Source organism: Dinghuibacter sp. (genome assembly GCF_035492835.1).
Taxonomy (GTDB): domain Bacteria; phylum Bacteroidota; class Bacteroidia; order Chitinophagales; family Chitinophagaceae; genus Dinghuibacter.
In genome coordinates, this window is sequence record NZ_DATJIY010000133.1 from 1 (window position 1) to 19,314 (window position 19,314).

The window sequence follows — 19,314 nt, forward strand, 5'->3', positions numbered from 1 at the left end:
GGCGGGACCCCTCGACTATTCCGGCAGGCGGCGGTGCACGTCAAAGCGGAGGAAAGAGGGCGGGACCCCTCGACTATTCCGGCAGGCGACGGTGCGGCAGGCGGTGGTGCGGTACGATACGGCGGGCGGGCGCAAAAACAAGAAAGCCCGGCCAGGCAATCGCTAGCACGGGCTCTTTTATCACCATCAGAGAGAGCTGTAGAGGGAGGACTCGAACCTCCACGGGGCGGTTAGCCATAGCGCAATGTTGTGGTGGTCAACCCCAGTCGCAACTGTCGCAAAACGGTCACGGCATTACACTAAGTTTATCCCGTTTCCCCCACCCCCGAGACAAGAGGGTATGTCTGCCAAATTCCATCACTCCACAGTAAAAGTTGTAATTTGCGGTATTACAGCAGAAAGCCTATTTTTTTGTAGCTTTTCTATCGAAACCCCGAAATGACAAAACAAAATTAAAGAGATTTTCGATTTCGTTTGATAAAATTCAAGACAATTTTTAAAAGATTAGATGTTTTGGAAAAAAAGGGGTGACCGATTGAATTTTATCAAAAACAACCTAGCAAAATGAGCGGTAAATTGAATTTGGACAAATTGGACCTGCAGATCATACATGCGATGATGGAAAATGCGGAGATTTCGTATGCAGACCTGGGTAAGCAATTGTTCGTTTCCGGAGGTACCATCCACGTACGCATCAAGAAACTGCAGGAGTATGGCATTGTCAAAGGGACAAGGTTGACGGTCGACCTCAAGGCGTTGGGTTACGACGTCATCGCTTTCCTGGGGATATACCTGGAAAAAAGCTCATTGTACGATTCCGTGGCAAAGGATCTGGAAAAGATCCCGGAGATCGTCCGGCTGAATTATACCACGGGCAATTATTCGATGTTCGCGGAAATCGTCTGCAAGGATATCAACCAGCTCCGATATGTTCTCCATGATACAGTGCAGAAGATAAAGGGTATCGAAAGGACCGAAACCTTTATTTCCCTGGAGGAAAGCCTGAACAGGAATGTGCGCGTTTCGCTCGATTAAAGTGTACCACCGCAACACAAATTATTGTAATTTAGGTTCCATGAGAACAACGCTTGTCAAGGTCGTCAGCGCCTTTTTGATCTGTGCCGCTTTTACTGCTTGCGGAAAGGGAGGCGGCGGCAACAACAATTCCAGTGAAGCCACGCTTGCCGTTACCACCAATCCCACTAACGGAAGTACCCAGGCCGCAGCCCCCGGCCCTACGTTCGCGCTCTCCGTTACGGTGACCTCCACCATGCCGCCCAAAGGCGTGACGATCGCCGTCAGCGCCGCCGTAGACGGTCAGTCGGGTAGCCCTTTCTACACCACCAGCGTCAACAACAGCCAGGCTACCAATAATTTTACCATCGCCAATACGCCCGCGCAGGAGACCTGTCTCGTCACGGTCACGGTGACGTCGAACGACAAGTCGAGCAATGTCTGGACGGGGAGCTATCGGTATTCCATGAAGTAGCTGTGCGCCTCAGCGCCGCACGTCGAGACGGTCGCGGAGCGCGTTGCCCAGCAGGTTGAACGCGAGTACCAAAATCATGATGGCCACGCCCGGTATGATCGCCAGGCTTGGGTTGCTGGTGATGATAAAGCTGTAGTTTTCTTTGATCATTAGACCCCAGCTGGGCTGAGGAGGTTGCACACCCACCCCCAGGAAACTAAGCCCGGCTTCGATGACGATGGCCGAGGCGAAATTGGCGGCGGCCACGACGAGTACCGGACCCAATACGTTCGGGAGGATGTGCCGGAAGATGATCCGCGCGTCCGAAAAGCCGAGCGCTCTCGTGGCTTCCACGTATTCGATGTTCCGGACCGCCAGTACCTGACCTCGGAGGGTCCGCGCCACGTTGACCCAAAGGGTAAGCCCCACGGCCACGAAGACCTGCCAGAACCCTTTCCCGAGTGCAAAGGTGATCGCGAAAACCAGCAGCAGGGTAGGGATGCTCCATACGATATTCATAAACCAGACAATGAGCTCGTCCAGCCGGCCGCCGTAATAGCCGGCGAGCGCGCCCAGGACGATGCCGATGCTCAGCGACAGGGCTACGGCGACGAGGCCGACGCTTAGGGAAACACGGGTGCCGATCAACAGGCGGCTCAGGACGTCGCGGCCGAAACGATCGGCGCCGAGCCAGTAGCGGTGCGTATGCAGGTAGCGGTCGACGGGGACGCCGCGGGGGGCTACGCGCGCCAGCGCATACGCCTGGGGCTCGGTGAGGCCGTCGTCGATGTAACGCAACACGCGAATCGAGTCGCCGTCGATCCGCCAGCTGGTGATGGGTAGGTAGGCGGCCGAGTCGGGGGCGCCGGACCAAAGCCTTTGGATCCAGCTTACGCGTTCATAGGCGGGGTAGCGTAATAACAGGAATCGCTGCGTGTAACCGGGCGGTTTGCCGCCGATCTCCACCGTCATGCGGTTGGCGTACGGCGAATGATCCGGGGCGAGCACGTAGGCAAAGACAGCCAGGGCGAACGCCAGGCCGATGATCGCCAGGGGCGCTATTTGACCTGTCTTCCTTTCCATTGATAACTGCCGAATTTACCCAGCCAGCCGGCAATGATCGTATACGCAATATGCACGGGTTGCGCCAGGGGGAATTTCCAGAGGAGGTTTTGCTTACTAAAAAAAACGGCCACGGGCTCCAGGTACCAGAGCTCGACGATGGTTTTTATGACCAGGAAAATGAGCCAGGTCAGCCAAAGGCCATGTACAAAAAACGCGGCCACGCCGGCAACCAGGAACCAGACGTTCCACAGGTAGACCAGGGCCAGTACCGCTATGATACGCTTGTCGTCGTATTTGTCGGCCTTGCTTGCCCAGCGGATGCGTTGGTTGAAGAACGACTTCCACGTAGGCATGGGAGCGGTTCTGACGATCGCGTCCGGGTTCTTTAAAAACGCTATGCGGTCGGGGTATTTTTTATACATCTTGTGCATCAGGAGCATATCGTCGCCGGAAGCGATGGAGTCTATATTCCGGAAGCCGCCGACCTCGTGGAAGACCGACTTGCTGTAGGCCAGGTTGGCGCCGTTGCACATGGTGTGAAACTTTTTGTACACGGAGGCACCGGTGATGCCCTGGAGGGTCATGAAGTCGAGGGACTGAAAGACTTTCAGGAAGGAAGTTTCGTCCGTGTAGGCCACCGGGGCCGCGATAAAAACGGGCTGCCGCTCTTCGTAACACGAACTAAGGAGGCGGAGCCAGCGGGGTTCTACGAGGCAGTCAGCGTCGGTGGTCACGATCAGGTCGCCCCGGCTTTGAGAGATGGCGGTGTCGATCGCTTTTTTCTTGTAAGCGTTCAGCCGTTCACCCGGGCTGAGGTGGTCGGCGAGTGTGATCAGCCGTATGCGCGGATCGCCAAAGGAGCGGACGACGTCGGGGGTCCGGTCGGTGGAATGGTCGTCCACGACGATGACCTCGAAGCGTTCCGCGGGGTAGTCCTGGTCCAGCAGCGTCCGGAGCAGGGCGCCGATGTTGTCCTCCTCGTTCCGGGCGGGGATGATCACGGAAATGAATGTCTTGGGTTGAAAGCTTTTGTCAGGCTCGAAAAGAGGCATATCCAGCCATGCCTGCCGGTAGAAAACCAGGCAAGAGGCATAGACGAGGAACAGGAAAGCGCCAGTCAGTGTAAATGCCATTCGGCGTAAGGTACGCACTTGTTGGATATGATCCTTCCTCAGTCCGTTATTATGCTAAGGCATAGGGGCGTGAGCTCGCGCGTCAGCAGCTGATGTCCCGCGGAGAGCTCGACCATCTGGCACAGGCTGTCATCGAGTTTTTTTTCGAAACGATAACCTTGCGACGGTTGGATGATCCGGTCGAAGCGGCCGAAGACCAACCGGGTCTGCAGGTTGCTTTCGCGGATTTTCCGGGCCACGGCATCCAGGTCCGGGCGGAAGGTGCGCATACACGTCCAGATCCGGTAGAGGTCCATACGGGCGGCCCGTTCCCCGAGGTGGCGATGGACATATTTGACGACGCCGCGGTTGATCAGGTTCAGGGCGCCGAGGCCGCGGACTATGCCAAGGAACCAGGACGGGTGTTCCATGGTATAGCGGAAGAGCCGGTTCCCGGTCCGGGTTTGGGTGGCCAACCAATACCAGAAGTTGACCTTCAGCCCGTCCGGGGCGAACAGGACAATCCGGTCCAGCTCCTCCGGATAGGACTGGGTATAGGAAAGACAAAGCCGTCCGCCCATGCTGTAGCCGCATAAAATGACTTTACCTTGGCCTTCGCTGGTCAGGCGTCTTATCAGTTGGTTCAGGTGATCGACGGTGAAAGGCTGGTCTTCCTGCCAACGACCGCTTCCATGGAGGGGAAGGTCGGGGGCGTACATCGTATACTCCTCCGGGAGGGCGTTGCCCCAATGCGTAAAGGACAGCGCCCGTTCTCCATATCCATGGAGCGCCACGATGACCCTGGGGCCCCGGCCCCAACGTATATAAGAGACCTGGCCGCCCGCCAGGGTTATTTCGGAACGTGTGTAGGCCATCAAAGAACGAATGTATTCATTCTCCCCCAATGTCGTAGGTTTGTGATCGTGAGAAAAAAGCTCAAGATCCGTAAATGGGTTTTCTGGATATTGGCGTTGTTGGTGCTGGCGATCGTCGCCATTATCAACTTCCAGTTCTGGCGCTCCCGGGAGGATCGATTCGTCCGTTACCAGGAATTCGGGACCGACATTCCCGTCAATTATTCCATCCATGGCATCGACGTCTCCTGGCACCAGGGACGGATCAACTGGCCGATGGTCCATTCGATGGAGGTCAGGGGGGTGCACCTCGACTTCGTTTTTATAAAGGCGACCGAGGGATTGGGCCGGGTCGACGCCCAGTTCCGGCGGAACTGGGACGAAGCCAGGGACGCGGGCATGATCCGGGGCGCCTATCATTATTTCCTGGCGACGAAGAGCGGTCGCGCTCAGGCGGAGAACTTTCTGGCGACGATTACGCTGGAGTCCGGAGACATTCCACCGGTCATCGACGTCGAAGATACCTATGGCGTCCGGGATACGCTGATCCGCCAGCGGGTGAAGGAGTGGCTGGACGTTGTACAGACGAGTACCGGGGTGAAACCCCTTATTTATACCAGCGTCGATTTTTATGACAGACACCTGGGCAGGATGTTTGATGATTATCCCTTGTGGGCGGCCCACTATATCCAGAAGGACAGACCCCGGATTGCCCGCGACTGGTCGTTCTGGCAGCACAGTGAATCGGGCCACGTCAGCGGGATCAACGCCCCGGTGGATTTCAACGTATTCTTTGGAGACAGCCTGGCGCTCAAACAACTATTATTACCATAGCCTATGCCCTCGGGAATAGAACCGGAGATGGTGAAGTTCATGCTGCGGATCGTGCGTACGCTTTCCGTGTCATTGCTGTGGATGCTCGTCCAGGTGGTGGCGGGCATCATGCCGGGGTATGCGTTCGTGGAGGGCCGTTTCACGTGGCAAAACGGGCTTTATTATCTTTTTTTCCTGACCAGCCTTTCGGGACTGATCGTCTATTTGTATCGTCAGTGGCGGCATACCGAGTCGGGTGATCCGCCGGACGCGCACAGCTAGCGTGGTCGCTTAGCTTGTGTGGTCGACGACGATCTTCCATTGACCGTCGATCTTGCGCATCAGCAGGGTGAAGGTGCCCCCGATATCGCCCATGTCACGTTTGAGGTGCCAGTTGCCGATGATGAAGAAGTAGTCGCTGCTTAGTCTTTTTAGCTGCAGGTTGCTATAGGTCAGGAAGCCCATGGTAGCCTTGTCCGGGTAGACTTTCTTATAACGCTCCAGGGTGGGCTGGTAACCATAGGTGGGGCCGGCCTTGCCGATAAAGGTCAGGGAGTCGTTTTGCCAATAGGCTTGCATGAATTCCGGGATGTCGCCACGGTTCCAGGCTTGGGACTGGACGTCGAGGACGTGGCGGATGGCGGTGGCGTCATCCGTTTGCGCGGCGCCGGTTTCCGGCGCCGTTTTGCGAAGCGGCGCGGCGTTTGTCGCCACGGGCGCTGCCAGCAGAAGCAGGAGTAACCATTTATACATCGCAAATGTCTATGCACTTCCTGAGCGCCGCGATCTTGTCCGGTCCGGAAGGCACGAACTCCTGGGCTACGTGGCCGGTAAAACCGGTTTCCAGGATAGCCTTCATGATCGCGGGATAGTACAGCTCCTGGGTATCGTCGATCTCGTGCCGGCCGGGAACCCCGCCGGTATGATAGTGCGCGATATATTGGTGGCTTTCCCGGATGTTGCGGATGATGTCCCCCTCGTCGATCTGCATGTGGTAGATGTCGTAGAGAAGCTTCAGGTTATCCGAGCCCGCGCGCTTGCAGAGCTCCACACCCCAGGCGGTGTGGTCGCACATATAATCCTTGTGGTCGATCTTGCTGTTGAGGAGCTCCATTACGAGCACTACCCCGTGTTTTTCCGCCAGGGGCAGCAGCTTTTGCAGACCCTTGACGCAGTTCTGCATACCCGTCTCGTCGTCCATACCCCGGCGGGCGCCGCTAAAGCAAATGAGGTTTTTGAAACCCGCCTTGGCCACGAGCGGTATCCATTCGGTATAGTTCTTTATCAGGGTGTCATGGAACTCGGGGTGGCTGAAGCCGTCGTAGAGCCCCAATTCCGCGCCGTTGCACATGGCGCAGGTGATGCCATGCTGCTGGAGGACCGGCCAGTCCTTGGGGCCGATCAGGTCGATGGCGCTCAACCCCAGCTGTTGGAGCGTAACGCAAAACTGGTCGAGCGGTATATCGTGGTACACCCAATAGCAAGCGGACTGGTGGATGTTGTTCCTGAGCGCCCTGCGTGCGTCGGGTATTCCTGTGGCGCTGGCCAGGGCGGAACCGCCCAGGGCGCCGATGCCGGCTGAAGTCATCAAAATATTTTTTATGGCCTGTCTGCGGGAATGAGGTTCCATCGTTTACGATTGTGAGATGATAAATTTAGTAACTTGTGTGGCGAAAATCAAAAAATCATGAAGCAACTGATCGGGATCGTATCGCTCGTGGCGCTCGCCGCCTGTAACAACAACCAGGGTTCGCAGCCTACGTCGTCGGACTCCGCGGCAGCCATAACCAAGATCACGGACTCCTCCGCCGCCAGCTCCTCCGCCGGTACCGAGCACACCGGACATCCCGGTTATGCCCTTATGTTACAGAACGACTGCAAGACGTGTCATGCACCCGACAAGCCGGTGACCGGCCCCTCGTTCGTGATGATCGCCGCGCGTTACGACTCCACCAAACCCGGAACGGTGGAGCATCTTGCACAAAAAGTCATTTCCGGTGGCAAGGGCAGCTGGGGCGATGTGCCCATGACACCGCACGCCGCCCTGTCCGAAAAGGACGCGGAAACGCTCGTTAGGTATGTACTTTCGTATAAGCAATAAATTTTACGCTATGAAGGGATCGCTCCTGCTGGTGTGCTTTGTGGGGGGTGTGACGCTTACGGCGTTTATGCCTTCCGTCGTTTTGCCTTCTGTGGTTGCGTCGTCGACCGTCTCCTCCTCTTCCGACGATTGGGTCTCGCTTTTTGACGGGAAGACGACCAAGGGCTGGCATACCTACGGCAAGACCGGGGCGGGTGAAGCCTGGATGGTGGGCGAGGACGGCGTCCTCAAGTTGAACGGGAGCTCCAAAGCGGGCCGCGGCGACCTGATCACCGACGGCGAGTACGAGAACTTCGAGCTGAGGCTGGATTGGAAGATCACCAAGGGCGCCAATAGCGGGATCATGTTCGACGTGCACGAAGACCCGGCTAAATACCAGGATACGTATGAGACCGGTCCCGAAATGCAAATCCTGGACAACGACAATCACCCCGACGGCAAGATCCTAAAACACCGCGCTGGCGATCTCTATGACCTCGTGCCCAGCCGGTGGCAGCCCGTCAGGAAGGTGGGCGAATGGAATGAGGTGGATATTCGGGTCAAGAACGGCAAGTTGCGGTTTATGCTCGATAGCGTCGTCGTCGTCGAAACTAAGATGTGGGATGACGACTGGAATAAGATGGTCGCGGGCAGCAAGTTTGCGCAAATGCCCGGGTTTGCCGCTTTTCACAAGGGACATATTGCCCTGCAGGACCATGGGGGGGACGAGAACGTGTATTTCAGGAATATACAGATCAAGCAGCTTTAGGGCGCTCCGCGCCGTCGGCGGACGCCGGTTCGGAGGTGTGGCGCCGTCCGACGAGCCGCAGGTTCAACAGGTGGGCCCAAAGGATGAGTCCGACCGCCGGAACGAGCAGGAGGACGTGGTAGTCGTGAAAAACCTCTTTTAGGATAAGGCAGGCGAACCCCGCCGCAAACAATACCACCGGCATCAGGCGCCGGTGATGTTGTTTATAGCCATGATACAGCGCCTGGCTCCCGACGACCCCTGCCAGGCCGATCATTCCGCCCTCGAACCAGGGATTGTGCAGCACCTCCCATCCAAACAGCGGTAGCGCTGTCAGAAACAGCGGCAGCACCGCGCAATGGATCGCGCAGGCGATCGAGGCGGACATGCCCAGGAGGTCCCAATTAAACCGCGTTTTTTTCATCAGGCTGCGAGTCTTCGGATTCCGTGCCGCCGGGCGGCTCCCATCGGGTTGCTCCTATGGGAGCCCGTCGGGCTGCAAAGATATGGTTTGTGCAACATTGTTGCAAATCTTTTGTTGTCCCTGGCGCTGTCAACGGGGAGTTTGGGCGGGGTGTCGTAATTTTGGGCTATGAGTAAAAGATTCAGACGGGTTTTGTGGTACGTGGGCGGGTCGCTCGTTTTTCTGGTGATATTCTGGTTTGCCTTGTTTGCGGGGACGGATGACTACAAGGTGAAGTTACCTGTCATCGCCGATGTGAAGCCCTTTCGATTCGCGGATCAATTGGGAGACACCGTTACCGAGCAGGACGTGCAGGGAAAGGTGTGCGTCGTATCGTTTTTTTTCACGACGTGCCCGGGTATCTGCCCGCGTATGAACGACAACATCAAACATTGGATATACGAGCCCTTTAAAAACGAGCCGGACGTGCTGCTGATGTCGCATACCTCCGACCCTGACCGGGATAGCGTCGCGCAGCTGAAGAAGTATGCCGATTCGATGGGCTTTAACGATCCCAGGCATTGGATATTCCTCACCGGCACAAAGGCCAGACTCTACGGCGCCGCCCGCGACAGCTATCACCTCGACGACGAAGGCAACAACAAGCAAAAGCTGGCCGACCAGTTCATACACACACAGCTGATCGCGCTCGTCGACCGCAACGGCCGTGTCCGCGGCATCTATGACGGTTTGAAACAGGAAGAGCTCGGCAAGTTGCAAAAGGATATCCGTGCTTTGCTCAAAGAGCCTTCCGGCACCCGTTTTTCCGGGGGAATGTTCAACAATAACCCGTCGTAGCTTATGTACGCAAAAGACGCCCGCTCCCTGCTCAAGGAACACTCCCTGAGCGTAACCGAAGGCAGGCTCCGCATCCTGGAGCTCTTCCTCCGTGCCAACGGCGCCTTGTCTCATGCCGACATCGAAAAGGCCGGCGACGCGCCCTTCGACCGGGTAACCGTTTATCGCACCCTCCAAAGCTTTGTCGAAAAAGGGCTCCTCCATCCCATCCCCACCTCCGATAACACCGTCCGCTACGCCCTCTGCAACGACACCTGCACCGAAGCCCATCACCAGGACGACCACGTCCACTTCGTCTGCAACCACTGTGGCAAAACCGTCTGCCTGGACCACATCGCCGTCCCCTCCGTCCACCTCCCCACCGGCTTCTCCCCCCGCCAGGTCCAAGTCATCGTAAACGGCGTCTGCGACGCCTGCCAACGCGCTCCGCGCGGGCCGAAGGCCTGAGCGCTTCCGCCGCTTTAGCGCGTTCGCATTCCACGCCCCAATGCGCCTCGCGCATCCCTGCGCTCGCGCCTGTGCCCCCCGCGCCCCGCACGCCGCGCCCGCATTGCGGCGCCGCGGCGCAAGCCGCCCACGCGCAGCCGCGCGCAGCGCTGGCGGTAGGTGGGCGACGCGAGCGACGAAGGAGCAAGGAGCGAAGGAAAGGGCTCGAAGGTAGCGCCCGGACACAGCCGCGCGCAGCGCCGGCGGTAGGCGGGCGACGAGAGCGACGAAGGAGCAAGGAGCGAAGGAAGTGAATCGGGAGGGACGTAAAAACGCGACGGGGGGTTTGGGGGGACACCCCCCATTAATGATGCGGTTTTTTTGGGGCAGCCTTAAGTTTTCACGCCCAAAGGCTGCCCCCAAAAAACATAGTCCCGACGTAGAAACGCCGGGACTTTGGTTAAGGCTCTGATTAGTTTACAAATACAATTTTACTAATTCTTTTTGTATAAATTCAATTAAAGTTTGTATATGTTTTGGGGAAAAGTCAAATTGGAGTCCTGCTGACGCATAGAGCTCCGGCAGGGTGCGCATACCCCCAAGGCTAAGTGCCTGAATATAATTGTCCAGTGCATGGGCGGGGTTTTCGCGGAATTGTTTCCACATACCGATGGCGCCTAGTTGAGCGATACCGTATTCGATGTAATAAAACGGCACCTCGAAAAGATGAAGTTGGCGTTGCCAGCTATGACTCCGGTAGTGCTCCAGACCTGTAATGTCTACTACATCTACAGTAAATTCACGAAGTATGCTCAACCACGCGTCCTTGCGCTCTTCAGGCGTGTGGCGCGGGTTTTCGTAAATCCAGTGTTGGAATTTATCGATAGTAGCAATCCACGGGAAGATAGTAATTACACGCTCCAGCTGCAGGATCTTTGCGCGGCGTAGTTCTTCGGCGTCGTCAAAGAAAACGTCCCAATGCTCCATCGTGAACAACTCCATCGACATGCTCGCGACCTCGGCGATTTCCATGGGATATTCCTTGAACGCAGACAGCGCCAGCGGATGCGCCAGGAAAGAGTGGATGGCGTGACCGCCCTCGTGCACCATGGTAGTGACATCGTGCATCTGGCCCGCGGCGTTCATGAAGATAAAAGGAGCGCCGCTTTCCGCCAGGGGGCAGTTGTATCCACCGGGGGCTTTGCCTTTCCGGCTGTCGAGGTCGAGATGGCCGAGGGACGACATTTTCCGGAGACAGTCGCCAAAGAAAGGGTTCAGGGCATCCAGACAGCGTTCGGACTTTTGTAGTAGTTCAGCTCCGTTTTTAAACGGATGCAGCGGCTCTTCGCCTTGGGGAACGGCCTCGGTGTCCCAGGGACGGAGGGCGTCCAGACCCAGTCGCTTCTGCTGGCGTTCGTATACCTGGCGGACCAGGGGAAGGACGTGTTGCTTGACCGCCTCGTGGAATTGAAAGCAGTCTTCTTTGGTGTAGTCGAAACGGCCGAGCTCGGCAAAACGATAGTCCCGGTAGTTTTCATAACCGGTGTTTTCGGCGATCTGCTGACGCTTGGCGATCAGCTGGGAATACAGGTCGTTCAGGGGGTTCAGGTCCTGGAGCCGGCGGTCGTTGATCGCCCGGTAAACCTGTTCGCGGAGCGCCCGGTCGGGCTTCTCGAGGAATTTCGCGGCCTGCTGCAGCGTGTATTCCTGTCCGTCGACGACGACGGTCATCTTACCCGCGATGACGCCGTATTGTTGTTGCAGTACGCTCAACTCGGCCTGGATGGGAATGTTAGCCTCCCTGAAAAGGTCGATGCTTTTGCGAACGTTGCGGAGGTAGGTGAAGTAGGTCTTTTCGTCGAGCCCGCCGGTCAGCGGGGATTCGATGAACTTCCTGTTCAGCTTGTCGGCATAGGGTTGCAGCCGAGGTTGTATCTCCATGCAAAAATAAACAAAGGCCTCCTCCAAGGCCTTGTTTTCAGTATCGCAGGTCATCCGTATCTGTCTCCAGCTGGCGTCCTCGCTGACTACGGCTTCCACTTCACTCATATCCCGCAGCCATTGTTCCAGGTCGGCGGGCGTGTTCAGCGGGCGTTCCACCAGCGCGTTGAAAAAGGGCTCCAGGTGGTCCCAGTCCGTGATGCTAAAGCCGGCGGGCAGGAAGTGCCGCGGTGTTTTATGTATGTCAGCAGTGTAGGTCATGTTATTTCTTTTTGGGCGCCGCTTTTTTCGCGGGGGCAGGCTCGTCGCCTGAGGCGGCGGGCTTGGCGGCTTTTTTCTTAGGCGCCGGAGCGGGGGCGTCGGCTGCGGGGGCGTCGGCTGCTGGCGCTTCAGAAGAAGCCTCGGCGGCCTTCTTTTTCGCCGCCTTCTTAGGCGCGGGCTCTGCGGCGGGTTCGGCAGTCGCCTCTTCCGCGACAGCCTCCACGGCCGCCTCGTGGGCTTCTTCCTCACCCTCGTTGGAGAGCTTTAGCTCCACGCCCGCGGCGGTCAGCAACGCATACCACTTCACCATCTTCTTCATGTCGCTGTTGTAGATGCGATCGAAGTCGAGGTCGGGATACACCTTTACAAAAAACGCCTTGACGGCCGAGGCATCCTTTTCCTGCGGCAGCGCTTCGCCGCTGTCCTGGATGGCCTTGAACAGGTCGACGAGGTTGATGTTTTCGCGGTTTGTGTATACTTCGATGCTTTCCAGGTGCGAGAAATTGTGGACCCGGGACGATACAAAACGGGTCTGCTGGTCTTCCAGCGATTTGACGATCGCCCCGTCCGATTTGCTGCTCAGCAGCTCGAATAGGCCGCCGAGTCCGGTAATGGCAATAATCCTGTTATACTCCATGTTCGTGAAATTTTGGCCGTGCAATATAAACTACATTGCCCAATTTCTAAAAAAAGCCGGTGGCCGTGTGTAATCCGGTGGCCCGCTGCACCATAGGTTCATGCGACAGTGGATGCTTTACCTCGGCCTGGCGTTACCGCTGGGAGGGCTGGCTCAGGCCAGCCTGAAAAATATGGATAGGAATAGCCACCGGGAGTTGGTGTATCGTATCGACGCGGGCCTGGCGGAATGGTGTATCCGTCACGACAGCCTGCCGGTGGACGGGCTGGCCGGCCGGTCCACGGAGGCCGTTTTTCCAGCCGATGGCGTGCATGAGGACCGGCTCCCGCCGGGACAATACGTCTCGGTAAAAGTCGTGGATAACCAGCTGGTCACCCGTCTGATACTGATTTCAGACCTGATCGTTTATCCCATCGGCGACCAGCGGCGGTTGCAAATACAGGTCCGGCGAAGGGAAAGCCCGGACAAGATGATCAGCGACGCGGACGTACGGGTCGACGACATTAAAGCGCCATACTTGCCCGAACTTCAGGGTTACAGGATACCACTGAAACACCCGGATAAGGCGATCGTAAAAATTTGCATACCCGGTGATACGACATTCGTGCGGTTGGAAAAGACGGGCGGCAACCCCATCAGACACCGGTTTCACTGGCGCACGCTGAAATGGCGGCTCAAAACGGGAGTCAGGCGTCTGTTCCACCCACGGCATTCTGACAAGGAGGGCGTGTCCACGGTCCTCTTCAGCCAGCCAAAGTACAAGCCGTCGGATACCGTTCGGGTGAAGGCATATATCCTTGATTATAAACGTCGTCGGTATCAAAAACCTCTAAAATTGATCCTGGAGTATACCCGGAACGGTGAATTTAAAACCCAGGATCTGGGTGTCTGTGGGCACCCGGAACCGGCGTCATATACGTTTAGTTTCCCCCTGTCGGATACGCTCCCCTCAGGCACCCATTATACTCTTGCATTCCTGGATAAGGATAAGGCTATAACGGAGGACGGCTTCGACATCGAAGACTATAACCTGGATGAAGTCACCGATTATCGCTTCCGGGCCGAAAAGGAAACGGTATATCAAGGCGATTCGATCCGGTTGCTGGCGGGGGCGTCGGACGCCAACGGCCTGCCTATCCTGGACGCGCAAGCTCGTTTGGTGTTGACCCGGGGGAGTGTTACCCGTTTCGACCAGGATACCGTGTATGTGCCCGATACCCTTTATACGGAGACAATTCCGCTTAAAACCGATGAGGAAACCATCCTGGGTCTGGACACCCGGAAACTGCCAACGGTCGGGATGACCATAGGCGCCGCGGGAACCATCATCGACGCCGCCGGGGAAAGACACGACAAGGATCTGGACCTGGTGTATGCGCCGGGGAGAAAGGAGCTGCTGGTGGAGACCTCCGGCGACAGCCTACACGCCACCTACATGGTCAACGGGAGAAGCGTTCAAGGGGACGGCTACCTGGCAGCAGAGGGGAGTGGCCGCGGTTTGCAGCCGGTGCGCTATCCGCTGGTCAGGCGGATAGATCCATGGGCGAGCCGCTATCGTTTCTACGTCGGCCAACAGGGACATTTTACAGACTCCCTCGACAGCGACCCGGGCGCATACGCCATAGACGAGGGTCCGGATTGCCGCGGCGACACGTTGGGTTTCGTGTTGACCAATCCCCGCGCCATACCGGTATCGTTCAGGGTGATGGATGGGGAAACGCTCCTGGACCAGGGCTTCAGCGAAAACAAGACGATACGGTGGGGCCACCCATCCCCTCATATCCACGATACCTATACGGTCGCCTGGCAATACTTCTGGAAAGGGGAATTGCAATCGAAGACCGCAAGGATATGGACTCCTTACCAGATGTTGAGCATAACCCTGACCGGCAGACAGCGGGTCTTCCCGGGACAAAAGGACACGTTGCATGTCCGCGTATCGGACGCCAAAGGACGGCCGGATGCCGGTGTGGACCTGACCGCATATAGTTACAACGCGCAGTTCGGGACGGACATCCGGGCGCCCCAACTACTGTATACCGCGCGTTACCATAACAACCCCGCCCGGTTGGGGATCCACTTCACCGGCGCCACCCCCGGGGCCGGATGGCGCATTCCCCTGGAAAAACACCGGTCCTGGATACGAGCGTTCGGGTTGGATACGATGACGTATTACCGGATGTTGTATTCAGGGGACTCGCTGTTCTCCCTAAACACCCTTATATCCACCTTTACCCCGGAAGTAAGCGTGTACGCCGTCAAGAACGGCATTCCGCAGCGCATCTACCTGCTGTATCTGAATAACCGGTTGGTCTACTATGACGGCGTCACCGATCCGCTGCCTTATGTATTCGAGCTACAGCCCGCATACACAAAGATCGGGTTGCGTTTGTACGACGAATACGTGGAGGTGGACAGCGTTTATGCCCAACCGTACTACCGGAGGGACGTGGTGATCGACCTGGACCATCTCCCCGCGCACGCCGTCCGCAGACTCGCCCCGCCGTGTTATACGGTAGAGGAGAAGGAGCTGCTGCGGAATCGTCTCTGGCAGAACCGGAGCGCCTACGGGACGTATAACGGATATGTCTTCCAGGGGAACCGGGGGACGCGGTTGAACGGGGACCGCTACCATATCCTGGGTCCCTTCGACCCGGCGGGAGAAAGTCTCCGTTTTTTTGCGCCGGGTTTTTTCGAGATCCAATTCCGCCTGGAGCCCGGGTACCAGTACCAGCTGTCAAAAGATATCCTGCGTCTGGAGAAAATGGATCCGCTTCCGGTCGTCAAGGGGGTGGTACCGCTCTCACTCCCCGTCACTACCTCCTGGGTGCTCGGGGACACGCTGCCCGATACGCCGGATATGTCTAATCCCATCGCGGCGCCCCCCGGACCCTTCCTGGAGCTGTCACCGGGGCGCACGAATGAATACCATCAAAACGGCTATGGCCGGCTGTTGCTCCGTACCCGGGAATTGGGCGCCCGGTATGTCGTCCTCGAACCCGAACAAAACAATGAGACCCGCCTGGTGTTGAACGGTACCAGTGGCGTGATCGACAACATCGCGCCGGGCAGGTATACGCTGTTGCTGGTCGACCGTTACTTCCGGACGGCCGTCCGCCGCCGGCTCGACATCGTGGCTAACCAGCTGTTGTGCGTACACGCCGAAAGCATTTGGTATGGGGAGAACACTTTTATAGACAGGCTCGCCGAAGAGGCGAGGCTGAACGCGATGCGGGCAAGCCTCCCCCTTACCATACAAACGCTGCCGCGGGAAGAGGCGAAGGATGACGACCTCCCAAAATATCCCGATGGAGAAGCAACGGTTACCGGTCGCGTCGTGGACACCCATGGCGGTCTCGGGATCGTCGGCGCCTCCGTGATCATCAGCGGTACCAGGACGTATGCGGTCACCGACAAAGACGGTTATTTCCGCCTGAGGGCCGTAAGGTCGGGTAAACTGACCCTCCAGGTTTCCTATATCGGGTACGAGGTCAAAAAGGTAGACGCCGTAGCTACCGCCGGGGGACAGGAGGTCGTCAGTGTGCGGCTGGAGGCCAGGGCGTCCAGCCTTGAGGATGTAGTGGTCGTGGGCTATGGCGTGCAAAAGAAGCGATCTTATACCGGCGCCGCGGTGATGCTGGAAGGGAGAGTATCCGGGCTGACGATAGATCAGGCGCCGGCCCCTCCCATGCCGTCCATACCGACGCTGGAGGCAGCCGAAGGCGCCACGAAGATGCGCACCCGGTTCAGGGACTTTGGCTTTTGGCAACCCCACCAGCTTACGGATAAGGACGGCCGGGCAGACATCGCCGTAACCTACCCTGACAACACGACCCGGTGGGATAATTTCGTGGTAGGTATGGACCGCGCCAAAAGGATGGGAGCGACGATCGGAAAGGCGGCTTCTTTCAAGCCACTGGAAGCCACGCTCAGTCTGCCCCGTTTCCTGGTGGAAGGGGACAGCGCGGACCTGGTGGGAAGAGTGCTCAACTACACCGCTGACCCGTACAGGGTGCGGGTGTCCTTTGGACAGGAAGGACAAATGGACACGCTGGTCGGCGGTAAGACGTCGGTCGTCCTGCGGGATCCGGTAACGGCGAAGATGGATAGCCTGCGGACCCGTTTCAGCCTGCAAACGGGCGCGTATGAGGATGGTGAGGAGCGAAGCGTCCCCGTTTTCCGGAAGGGGCTCGAGGAGACGACCGGGGCTTTCTACCTGCTCCAGGGGGACACGACGGTCACGTTCCATCCGGAAAAGGGCGGCCCGGTAACCCTGTATGTCCGCAACAACACGCTGGATGTGCTGCTGGACAACCTTTCCTATCTGCACGACTATCCCTTCTTTTGTATGGAGCAGACGTCTTCTAAGCTGACGGGGCTGCTGGCGGAGAAAAAGATCAACGCGCTGCTCGGGCGGCCGTTCAAGGACGACGCCGGGATTGCCAGGCTGACAAAACGACTCGAGGATAATCAGCTGTATGAGGGCGGTTGGAGCTGGTGGGAAAAAGGGACCGCCGACCGGTTTATTACCTGTTACGTCATCCGGGCGCTCTTACCGCTCCGGGAGGACCCCATGGTGGCCAACGCGATCCGCAATGGACTGCTGTATCTCCAGGACGAGCTCCCCAGGCTAGCGTGGCGGGACCGGCTCGACCCCCTGAAGACCATGGTGGAGGCGGGACACGTGATGGCATACGATCCCTATATCGCGACCATCCGTTTCGACTCCCTGGACCAACACGACCAATGGGCATACGTGCGCATACTCCAGGTGCTTGGCCGGGACTACCGGGAGCCGCTGCGTCGGCTCATGACCAAAGGCGTACAGGATATGCTGGGCGGCTTGCACTGGGGAGAACAGAACTGGCATTGGTACGGGGACGACAAGGCGACGACGGTCCTGGCATACCAGGTCTTGTCGGCGGACAGTGCCGGCCGGCGGTTTTTACCGTCGATTACGCAGTATTTCCTGAGGGACCGGGAATACTACAATACCGTTTCGAGCGCATCCATCGTCAGCACCGTGCTACCGGACGCGCTGGCCGCGTACAAGGACTTTTCCAAACCGGCGACGATCTCGGTAACGGGGGATACCAGCTTTAGCATTACCCGATTCCCTTATCGTACGCGTTTGAGCGGCCAGGGGCCCGTGACGATCCGCAAAACCGGGGGCGGCTATACCTACCTCACCCTCCACCAGGATCATTGGGAGCAGCATCCCCTTCCGGTGGACAGCCTTTTTGCCGTGACCACGCAGTTTATAAAAGACGGCGCCGTGACGGACCGCCTGACCTTTGGTGAGAAAGTCGTTCTTCACGTCCGGGTGGAGGTCAAGCGGGAGTCGGAGTACACGATGCTGGAAATACCGATACCCGCGGGTTGCAATTATTCCGACAAGCACCAGGGTTTCGAGACGCATTGGGAATACCTCAAGGACCGCGTGGTCATCTTCACGCCTTATCTGTATAAGGGGGTGCATGTATACGACATCCCGCTGGACGTACGATTCAGCGGGCGATACGCCCTAAACCCGGTGAAGGTGTCGCTGATGTATTTTCCGGTCCTGTATGGACGGAATGGATTGGAACAGGTAACTATCGGGCGTTAAAGGCGTCCAGGTATTGCCGGATATGCAAATCTTTTTGCTTGAGGCGGTACTGCATCACGAACCGGGGATGCGGAAGCGGGACGATCTTTTTAAAGAAACCATATGTACCGTTCAGTTTCTCCAGGTAAGCGAAGTTCTTGCCGCCGCCCAGGCAAAATGCCACGTCGGTGGCCATGCCCCAGTTGAGCTGGTGTTGCAGACAGTGTACAGCAAAGGGCTCCAGGTCTTTGAGTAGCTGGCTGTTGTCATAGTAGTTGAGGTTCTTGCCGTCCAGGGTGAAACCGAGCGGGCTGACCGAGGTGATGTAGAATTGCCCGTAAAATGCCTCGGGACCGCCATATGCGTGGATCATATCGTACATGAAAACGGAGGACAGCTCCTGGCGGGCGGGCCAGGGGTTGCCGATGCCGCAGGGGTCCTTCAGGCGGATGGGATCGGTGAAGGGTATGCCGGTCATCCCGGCGCCAAAGCGGCCTGGATTGATGCCGATGAGCAGGGTGCGGGGACCGGCCGCATAGTATTTAGTGTAGAATACCTTGCAAACGTCCCAAACGTCGGGTTTCTGAAAGGGAGAAAGGACTTCGACGCCTTTTGGAAGATGGCCTTCCCACCTAAGCGCGTGCAAAAAATCGAGAATTTGTTTGCTAAGGGACATGCCGGGTTATTTTATCGGCGTACCGGTTATAGCCCTCTTTATCCACTTCGGTAACGATAAGCCGGTCCTTTTTGTGGGCGTGGACCTCGGGGAAGACCACGAAATAGCTGGTATCCTTGAAGCTCACGAGCGGCAGGACGCTTTCACCGCTCAACCTGCGGTTTTCGATCCGGACAGTGACGCTGTCCGCGCGTAACCGCAGGTCGGTATAGGTCGCGTTGGGCATGGAGACGACCTGTCCGTTTACCTCCACCCGGATCTTGGTCAGCGCGCCTACATACTGGTTCGGGCGTACGACATACACCACCCGAACGGGATGGGTGGTATCCTGTGCGCGGAGCCCCGTCAGGGCCGCCAGCGCGATCAATGTGAACCAAATTTTCAT

19 protein-coding genes are annotated in these 19,314 nt (G+C 57.5%); 9 read left to right on the forward strand and 10 right to left on the reverse strand.

The window, feature by feature from the left end:
* The first annotated feature begins 582 nt into the window (after positions 1 to 582).
* Positions 583 to 1,035 (forward strand): Lrp/AsnC ligand binding domain-containing protein, encoded by a 453-nt coding sequence (locus tag VL547_RS12300; RefSeq protein WP_325578128.1) that lies wholly within the window; start codon positions 583 to 585, stop codon positions 1,033 to 1,035.
* 40 nt (positions 1,036 to 1,075) lie between these two features.
* The gene (locus VL547_RS12305) at positions 1,076 to 1,489 is read left to right on the forward strand and encodes a hypothetical protein (protein ID WP_325578130.1); all 414 of its coding nucleotides are present in this window, start codon (positions 1,076 to 1,078) and stop codon (positions 1,487 to 1,489) included.
* Between the two features lie 9 nt (positions 1,490 to 1,498).
* Here the strand turns inward: VL547_RS12305 and VL547_RS12310 are convergent, their stop codons facing one another.
* The 3 genes from VL547_RS12310 to VL547_RS12320 are packed head-to-tail and all read right to left on the reverse strand — an operon-like array spanning position 1,499 to position 4,520.
* Positions 1,499 to 2,551, reverse strand: coding sequence for an ABC transporter permease (locus VL547_RS12310; RefSeq protein WP_325578132.1), 1,053 nt, complete (start codon positions 2,549 to 2,551; stop codon positions 1,499 to 1,501).
* The gene (locus VL547_RS12315; protein WP_325578134.1) at positions 2,527 to 3,666 is read right to left on the reverse strand and encodes a glycosyltransferase family 2 protein; all 1,140 of its coding nucleotides are present in this window, start codon (positions 3,664 to 3,666) and stop codon (positions 2,527 to 2,529) included. Before VL547_RS12315 ends, VL547_RS12310 begins: the two co-directional genes overlap by 25 nt.
* 38 nt (positions 3,667 to 3,704) lie before the next feature.
* The gene (locus VL547_RS12320; RefSeq protein ID WP_325578136.1) at positions 3,705 to 4,520 is read right to left on the reverse strand and encodes an alpha/beta hydrolase; all 816 of its coding nucleotides are present in this window, start codon (positions 4,518 to 4,520) and stop codon (positions 3,705 to 3,707) included.
* 48 nt (positions 4,521 to 4,568) lie between these two features.
* Between VL547_RS12320 and VL547_RS12325 the strand changes: the two genes are divergently transcribed.
* Positions 4,569 to 5,333, forward strand: coding sequence for a glycoside hydrolase family 25 protein (locus VL547_RS12325; protein ID WP_325578138.1), 765 nt, complete (start codon positions 4,569 to 4,571; stop codon positions 5,331 to 5,333).
* Between the two features lie 3 nt (positions 5,334 to 5,336).
* The gene (locus VL547_RS12330) at positions 5,337 to 5,594 is read left to right on the forward strand and encodes a hypothetical protein (RefSeq protein WP_325578140.1); all 258 of its coding nucleotides are present in this window, start codon (positions 5,337 to 5,339) and stop codon (positions 5,592 to 5,594) included.
* 9 nt (positions 5,595 to 5,603) lie between these two features.
* Here VL547_RS12330 and VL547_RS12335 read toward each other — a convergent pair whose 3' ends face one another.
* Positions 5,604 to 6,065: a nuclear transport factor 2 family protein gene (locus VL547_RS12335; protein ID WP_325578142.1), complete on the reverse strand. Its 462-nt coding sequence runs from the start codon at positions 6,063 to 6,065 to the stop codon at positions 5,604 to 5,606.
* Complete coding sequence (locus tag VL547_RS12340; protein ID WP_325578144.1) at positions 6,058 to 6,900, reverse strand: hydroxypyruvate isomerase family protein; 843 nt, start codon at positions 6,898 to 6,900, stop codon at positions 6,058 to 6,060. Before VL547_RS12340 ends, VL547_RS12335 begins: the two co-directional genes overlap by 8 nt.
* A gap of 99 nt (positions 6,901 to 6,999) precedes the next feature.
* Here VL547_RS12340 and VL547_RS12345 point away from each other — a divergent pair, with 99 nt between their 5' ends.
* Both VL547_RS12345 and VL547_RS12350 read left to right on the forward strand, forming a co-directional pair.
* Positions 7,000 to 7,413, forward strand: a complete 414-nt coding sequence (locus VL547_RS12345; protein WP_325578146.1) for a c-type cytochrome — start codon at positions 7,000 to 7,002, stop codon at positions 7,411 to 7,413.
* A gap of 10 nt (positions 7,414 to 7,423) precedes the next feature.
* Positions 7,424 to 8,161, forward strand: coding sequence for a DUF1080 domain-containing protein (locus VL547_RS12350; RefSeq protein ID WP_325578148.1), 738 nt, complete (start codon positions 7,424 to 7,426; stop codon positions 8,159 to 8,161).
* On the opposite strand, the gene VL547_RS12355 is transcribed toward VL547_RS12350, so the two are convergent.
* Positions 8,148 to 8,564, reverse strand: coding sequence for a MerC domain-containing protein (locus VL547_RS12355; RefSeq protein ID WP_325578150.1), 417 nt, complete (start codon positions 8,562 to 8,564; stop codon positions 8,148 to 8,150). The two genes, VL547_RS12350 and VL547_RS12355, sit on opposite strands and share 14 nt — an antisense overlap.
* 168 nt (positions 8,565 to 8,732) lie before the next feature.
* On the opposite strand from VL547_RS12355, the gene VL547_RS12360 reads away from it, so the two are divergent.
* Both VL547_RS12360 and VL547_RS12365 read left to right on the forward strand, forming a co-directional pair.
* A complete protein-coding gene (locus tag VL547_RS12360; protein WP_325578152.1) occupies positions 8,733 to 9,401 on the forward strand; it encodes an SCO family protein in 669 nt (222 codons plus the stop codon).
* Positions 9,402 to 9,404: 3 nt separating this feature from the next.
* A complete protein-coding gene (locus tag VL547_RS12365) occupies positions 9,405 to 9,848 on the forward strand; it encodes a Fur family transcriptional regulator (protein ID WP_325578154.1) in 444 nt (147 codons plus the stop codon).
* 456 nt (positions 9,849 to 10,304) lie between these two features.
* Here VL547_RS12365 and VL547_RS12370 read toward each other — a convergent pair whose 3' ends face one another.
* Together VL547_RS12370 and VL547_RS12375 are read right to left on the reverse strand one after the other, a co-directional pair.
* The gene (locus VL547_RS12370; protein ID WP_325578156.1) at positions 10,305 to 12,029 is read right to left on the reverse strand and encodes a M3 family oligoendopeptidase; all 1,725 of its coding nucleotides are present in this window, start codon (positions 12,027 to 12,029) and stop codon (positions 10,305 to 10,307) included.
* A 1-nt stretch (position 12,030) separates the two neighbouring features.
* The gene (locus VL547_RS12375; protein ID WP_325578157.1) at positions 12,031 to 12,666 is read right to left on the reverse strand and encodes a DUF5606 domain-containing protein; all 636 of its coding nucleotides are present in this window, start codon (positions 12,664 to 12,666) and stop codon (positions 12,031 to 12,033) included.
* Between the two features lie 100 nt (positions 12,667 to 12,766).
* Between VL547_RS12375 and VL547_RS12380 the strand changes: the two genes are divergently transcribed.
* Positions 12,767 to 18,274, forward strand: coding sequence for a carboxypeptidase-like regulatory domain-containing protein (locus tag VL547_RS12380; protein ID WP_325578159.1), 5,508 nt, complete (start codon positions 12,767 to 12,769; stop codon positions 18,272 to 18,274).
* Here the strand turns inward: VL547_RS12380 and VL547_RS12385 are convergent.
* Positions 18,261 to 18,929 (reverse strand): uracil-DNA glycosylase family protein, encoded by a 669-nt coding sequence (locus tag VL547_RS12385; protein WP_325578161.1) that lies wholly within the window; start codon positions 18,927 to 18,929, stop codon positions 18,261 to 18,263. The two genes, VL547_RS12380 and VL547_RS12385, sit on opposite strands and share 14 nt — an antisense overlap.
* A complete protein-coding gene (locus tag VL547_RS12390; RefSeq protein ID WP_325578163.1) occupies positions 18,919 to 19,314 on the reverse strand; it encodes a hypothetical protein in 396 nt (131 codons plus the stop codon). Before VL547_RS12390 ends, VL547_RS12385 begins: the two co-directional genes overlap by 11 nt.

Coding starts and splice junctions, on each gene's coding strand:
- VL547_RS12305 (WP_325578130.1), top strand. CDS start 1,076: ATGAGAACAACGCTTGTCAAGGTCGTCAGCGCCTTTTTGATCTGTGCC.
- VL547_RS12310 (WP_325578132.1), bottom strand. CDS start 2,551: ATGGAAAGGAAGACAGGTCAAATAGCGCCCCTGGCGATCATCGGCCTG.
- VL547_RS12315 (WP_325578134.1), bottom strand. CDS start 3,666: ATGGCATTTACACTGACTGGCGCTTTCCTGTTCCTCGTCTATGCCTCT.
- VL547_RS12320 (WP_325578136.1), bottom strand. CDS start 4,520: ATGGCCTACACACGTTCCGAAATAACCCTGGCGGGCGGCCAGGTCTCT.
- VL547_RS12330 (WP_325578140.1), top strand. CDS start 5,337: ATGCCCTCGGGAATAGAACCGGAGATGGTGAAGTTCATGCTGCGGATC.
- VL547_RS12335 (WP_325578142.1), bottom strand. CDS start 6,065: ATGTATAAATGGTTACTCCTGCTTCTGCTGGCAGCGCCCGTGGCGACA.
- VL547_RS12340 (WP_325578144.1), bottom strand. CDS start 6,900: ATGACTTCAGCCGGCATCGGCGCCCTGGGCGGTTCCGCCCTGGCCAGC.
- VL547_RS12345 (WP_325578146.1), top strand. CDS start 7,000: ATGAAGCAACTGATCGGGATCGTATCGCTCGTGGCGCTCGCCGCCTGT.
- VL547_RS12350 (WP_325578148.1), top strand. CDS start 7,424: ATGAAGGGATCGCTCCTGCTGGTGTGCTTTGTGGGGGGTGTGACGCTT.
- VL547_RS12355 (WP_325578150.1), bottom strand. CDS start 8,564: ATGAAAAAAACGCGGTTTAATTGGGACCTCCTGGGCATGTCCGCCTCG.
- VL547_RS12360 (WP_325578152.1), top strand. CDS start 8,733: ATGAGTAAAAGATTCAGACGGGTTTTGTGGTACGTGGGCGGGTCGCTC.
- VL547_RS12365 (WP_325578154.1), top strand. CDS start 9,405: ATGTACGCAAAAGACGCCCGCTCCCTGCTCAAGGAACACTCCCTGAGC.
- VL547_RS12370 (WP_325578156.1), bottom strand. CDS start 12,029: ATGACCTACACTGCTGACATACATAAAACACCGCGGCACTTCCTGCCC.
- VL547_RS12375 (WP_325578157.1), bottom strand. CDS start 12,666: ATGGAGTATAACAGGATTATTGCCATTACCGGACTCGGCGGCCTATTC.
- VL547_RS12380 (WP_325578159.1), top strand. CDS start 12,767: ATGCGACAGTGGATGCTTTACCTCGGCCTGGCGTTACCGCTGGGAGGG.
- VL547_RS12385 (WP_325578161.1), bottom strand. CDS start 18,929: ATGTCCCTTAGCAAACAAATTCTCGATTTTTTGCACGCGCTTAGGTGG.
- VL547_RS12390 (WP_325578163.1), bottom strand. CDS start 19,314: ATGAAAATTTGGTTCACATTGATCGCGCTGGCGGCCCTGACGGGGCTC.